The following is a 4830-nucleotide window of genomic DNA, read 5'->3' on the forward strand; positions in this document are numbered from 1 at the left end:
CATCGGCGTGCTCGCGCTCGCGCTGCTCGGCACCGAGCTGCTCCACTTCGGGCGCTCACCCAGCAGCCGCCCGACCGTCGGCACTCAACCCGCCAGGTGTGACCAGTCGCCCTCCAGGTCCTGCCAGGTGCCCTGGGCGGCCACCGTGCCGCCGAGCAGCACCACCACGTGGTCGGCCCGGACCAACGCGGCGCGCTTCGCCGTCGAACCGACGACCGTCACCCCGTGGCCGCGCAACGCCTGCCACAACGCCAGCTCGGTGGTGACGTCCAGCGCCGACGACACGTCGTCGGCGACAAGCAGTTCGGTACGCGGGGCCAGCGCACGGGCCAGCGCCAACCGCTGCAACTGCCCGCCGGACAGCCGGGTGCCCTTGTGCCCGATGAGCAGGCCCAACCCACCACCGGCGGCGGCCAGGTCATGGTCGAGCTGGGCGGTGCTGACCGCCCCCGCCGCGTCCACCTGGTGCCCGAGGGCGATGTTGTCGGCCACCGTGCCGGAGAGCACCCGGGGCAATTGACCGACGTAGCCGACCTGGTTGGGGCGCAGGAACAGCTCCGGCTCGGTGACCGGGTCACCGTTCCAGGCCAGCTCGCCGGTGTGATGCACGATCCCGGCCAGCCCGCGCAGCAACGAGGACTTGCCCGACCCCACCGGCCCGACGACCAGCACCAACTGCCCCCGCTGCACGGTCAGGTCCACGTCCCGGACGGCCACCGTGCCGTCGGAGTGCACCACCCCGAAGCCACGCAGCTCCAGCCGGCGCAGCGGATGCCGGGGTGGCATGGTCGGCGCGGGCGCCGTCCCAGCGGTCAGGTCGACCTCCGGCACCCCCGCGGAGTACGTGCTCACCCCGGTCATCGCCACGGTGCGTCGGGTCCAGACCCGCGCCGAGGGCAGCTGCGAGATCAACGACGCCGTCGTCCAGGCGAACCAGCGGGCCGCGCCCAGGGTGGAGACGGCCACCAGCACCGCCCCGGCGGAGAGCGAACCGTTCAGGTAGAGCGCCCAGGCTCCGATTGGCAACAACCCACTGGCCATCGACGGTGTGGAGCGCGCCCACACCTGCACCGAGATCTCCCGCCGCTGCCGGTCGCTGCGCAGCACATCCAGGCTGGCCAGGTGACGCAGCACCGCAGTGGTCGCGCCGGCGAGCTTCACCGTCCGCGCCGCGGAGAGCGCAGAGACCAGCGCCGTGGCGAAGGAGGCCCGCGCCGCCACCGTCGCCCGGGCCGCACGCTCCAGCTTCGGCCCGAACAACGTCGCGGCCAGCCCGGAGACGACCATCGTCCCGAGGAAGAACAGCCCGGGTACGACGCTGCCGGTGACCGCCGTCATGGCGACCACGAGCACCAGCGCGACGGTCTGGTCCAACACGTTGTCGGCGAGTTGGACCACCCGCTCGGTGTCCCCACCCTGCGCCACCACCTCGGCGGGGGTGTGTGAGCTGACCCGGCGCGGCCCGGTCTGGCCGTGCACCAGCCGAAGGCCGATCCGCAGCATCTGCCGCACCCACCACTGCGGGAACCAGACGTGGGTGTAGAACGGCAGCGGCAGGGTGACCAGCAACCCGGCGACGATCCCCACCGCCGGCAAATACGGGTTGCCGGTCCCGTCGACCAGGTCCGCCCAGAGCCAGGGCAGCACCGGGCCGTCCAGCCCGAGCAGGCTGAGCCCGAGGAACAGCACGATCGCCGCCGCCCCGTACCGGGGATCGTTCGTGCAGAGTCGGAAGATCTCCCGCAGCGTCCGGGCCGGCGGCACCGGCGGCAGCGGCGGAGGATCGGCCCGGGTCGGCCCGACCGCGTCCCGCGTGCTGTCGGAGGGTGCCTCCCGGGTGGCCTGCTCATTCGGCTCGGCCCGCGTCGACGCCGGCTCGGTCGGCCAGGCGACGCCCTGCTCGTTCGCCGCGACCGGCTCGCCCCGCGCGGGCGCCGGCTCGCTCGGCCACGCGTCCGGGCCGGGGCCGACCAGCAGGTCGGTGCCGACGCCGGTACGACCGGCCGGCGCCACCGCCGCGTACGCGGCGGCGTGGCTGGTCGCCAGCAGTTCCGCGAAGCGCGTCGACGTCTCCAACGGACCGGCCTCGACCACCGCGCCGTCGGCCAGGACGACCACCTCGTCACAGCGGCGCACCGAGGAGAGTCGGTGCGCGATGACGATGCCGATCCGGTCGCGCAGCAGTCGTTCGGTGGCCCGCTGCACCCGCGCCTCGGTGACCGGGTCCAGCCGCGCAGTGGCCTCGTCGAGGATCACCACGTGCGGCTCCCGGACCAGAATCCGGGCGAACGCCACCAACTGCTCCTGACCGGCGGAGAGCACGTGGCCGCCCTCCCCCAGCCGGGTCGCCAACCCGTCCGGAAGCTCGGCGATCCAGCTCGCCAGGCCCAGCTCGTCCAGCGCACGAGCCGCCGCGTCGAGCAACTCAGTGTCGAAGAGCGCCACGTTCTCGGCGAGCGTGCCGGCGAGGATCTCGGTGCGCTGCGGCACCAACGCCACCCAGCGGCGCAGTTGCTCGACGTCGAGGTCGCACAGGTCGGTGCCGCCGAGGAAGACGGTGCCCGGCGGCACGTCGACCGCCCGGGTGAGCACCTTCGCCAGCGTCGACTTGCCCGAGCCGGTCCGCCCGATCAGCGCGTACGAGCGACCACGCGCGAAGGTGAGGCTGAGCCCGCGCAGCGCGGCACCCCGGCCACCCTCGCCGTACCCGAATGTCAGGTCCCGAATGCGCAGGTCACCCTCGCTCGGGCTGGCCCCGCCGACCGGTTCCTGTCGGGCCTTGGAGAGCAACTGCACCCGCGCCCACGCGCCGAGCGCCTCCTGGATCTCCGGCACCATCCGGCTGACGTGTTCCGCTGTCGCCCCGAAGGCCAGGGCGAGCAGCCAGATGGCGGTGAGCCGGGCGGCGTCGATCCGGCCGGTGGCCAACGCCCAGGCACCGCCGAGCACCACCGCGCCGATGCCCGCCCGGATCGTCGCGGTGGCCACCGTCGCCACCCGGGCGGACAGCACCCAGACCACCAGGCCACGGGAGAGCACGGCGGAGGCCCGCCGGGCGTACAACCGCAGCACGTACGGCCGCGCCAGGCTGGTGCGTACGTCGTCCTGGCCGTGCACCGCCTCCTCCATCACGGCCGCCAGGTCGGACCACGCCTCCTCCTCGGCCATCCGGGCCGGGCCGATCCGCGCCGTGGGCCGGCGCAGGCCGACCGCGAGCACCACGGTGAGCAGCAGCATCGCGATCCCCGCCGGCCACCACACGAACAGCGCCACGACCATCGACAACAGACCGACGCAGAGGCCCTGGGCGAGACGGGTGCCCTGGTTACGAATTGCCGACGCGACCTGATAGACGTCCCCGTCGATGCGGTCCAGCAACTCGCCGACCGGGGTGGTCTCCAGGGTGGGAAGGTCCTGCCCGAGAGCGACGCGGCAGAGCCGACGACGCACGTCGGCGGACCAGTCGGCGGTCAGGCCGGCCATCAGCAGACTCACCGCGAGGTCGCTGACGACCACAGCGACAAGGGCCACGGCCAGCACGGCGAAGAAACCAGCCGAACGGTGCACCAGCACCGCGCCGGCCAGGGCCGATGCGCCCGCCTGCCCCGCGGCACCCAGCACGATCAGAACGGCCACGATCGTCACACGACGGGTCGACGTACCCCACAGATCACGGAGCAGGCGCATGGAAAGTCCTCCGGGACGTGGGTGGCGGAGACCTCAGCCTGCCGGCAGCACCCCGTCATCTCAACCGATTTACCCGCCTCTGAGCTGGGCTTCCGTCAGTTGCGCCAGCGACCATGGCAGGGCCGCTTACGCCCTCGGACCAGGGCCGCTTACGCCCTCGGACCAGGGCCGCTTACGCCCTCGGAGCACGGCGCCCACGCCCCGGAGCACGGCCGCGCACGCCCCGGAGCACGGCCCGCGCACGCAAACGGGGCACTGCCGCGCACGCCCCGGAGCACGGCCCGCGCACGCAAACGGGGCACTGCCGCGCACGCCCCGGAGCACGGCCCGCGCACGCCCCGGAGCACGCCCGCTTACGCCCCGGAGCACGCCCGCTTACGCCCTGGAACAGAGGCCGACTCCCGGGCCAGCGGCGGCAACGCCCGGAGCGGTGACGGCAGGAGCCAGTGGCGGCACGTCACCCGTGGGTTTTTTGGCCGATTCGAGGCCTTCTGGGCGGTCGGCGATGGCCTCAGAGGTCTAGATCGACTCGGGTTCTGTGATGTCGCGGTGTCCGGACCTCCGGGACAGCGCGACTTTCATGTACGCGAGTGGATCACGCCCAGTATCAGAGGGTTTGCTGCCGTGAGCCACGCGTTCAATGGAGTCTTTGTCGGTTTCTGGGCCGTCTGGGGTGTGGTCGGGCGCACGCGTGGGCCGGAATCATGGCCGGGCCGGGGTCGTTACATACCCTGACGATCGCAGTACCACCGACCCGCCGCCCGACCCGCACGGGGTTGGGACGCAGGTCCCGCAGGTTGGAATGCCGGCCCGCGCACGGTCGTTACAACCCCGACGACCGCAGGCACCGCCACGAAAGGGTGCCTGATGGTTGGGCCAACCCCGGAATGACCTCGGCCCCCCGGTCGTTACACACAGACCCGGCGCCACGAGCCCCCCGCTCGGTAGGTCGCCGACCCCGACGCCCGACCAGGGCGTCACCCCAAGACTTTCCCCCTTTGTGTTTCTGCAGCGCCGGACGAGGTGCTCACATCCGCAGTGTGTGTGCGGGTGTTCTACCCCCGAAGGAGCTACCCCCATGAACACGATCATTCGTAAGAGCATGCTGTCTGTTGCTGGTCTCGCGTTCGCCGGTGGTGTGTT

The 4830-nt window shown here is 72.4% G+C and carries 1 protein-coding gene; it reads right to left on the minus strand.

All coding sequences use genetic code 11. From position 1 onward, the window contains the following. Nucleotides 1–84 precede the first annotated feature (84 nt). Nucleotides 85–3687, minus strand: a complete 3603-nt coding sequence (locus ABZ749_RS29535) for an ABC transporter ATP-binding protein (RefSeq protein ID WP_357233536.1) — start codon at nucleotides 3685–3687, stop codon at nucleotides 85–87. Nucleotides 3688–4830: the final 1143 nt, after the last annotated feature.

The sequence above is a fragment of the Micromonospora sp. NPDC047753 genome (genome assembly GCF_040642735.1).
In the GTDB taxonomy this organism is placed as follows: domain Bacteria; phylum Actinomycetota; class Actinomycetes; order Mycobacteriales; family Micromonosporaceae; genus Micromonospora.

Bases quoted from the DNA above. Each gene is read 5' to 3' on its own strand.
- ABZ749_RS29535 (WP_357233536.1), bottom strand. From the start codon at position 3,687: ATGCGCCTGCTCCGTGATCTGTGGGGTACGTCGACCCGTCGTGTGACG.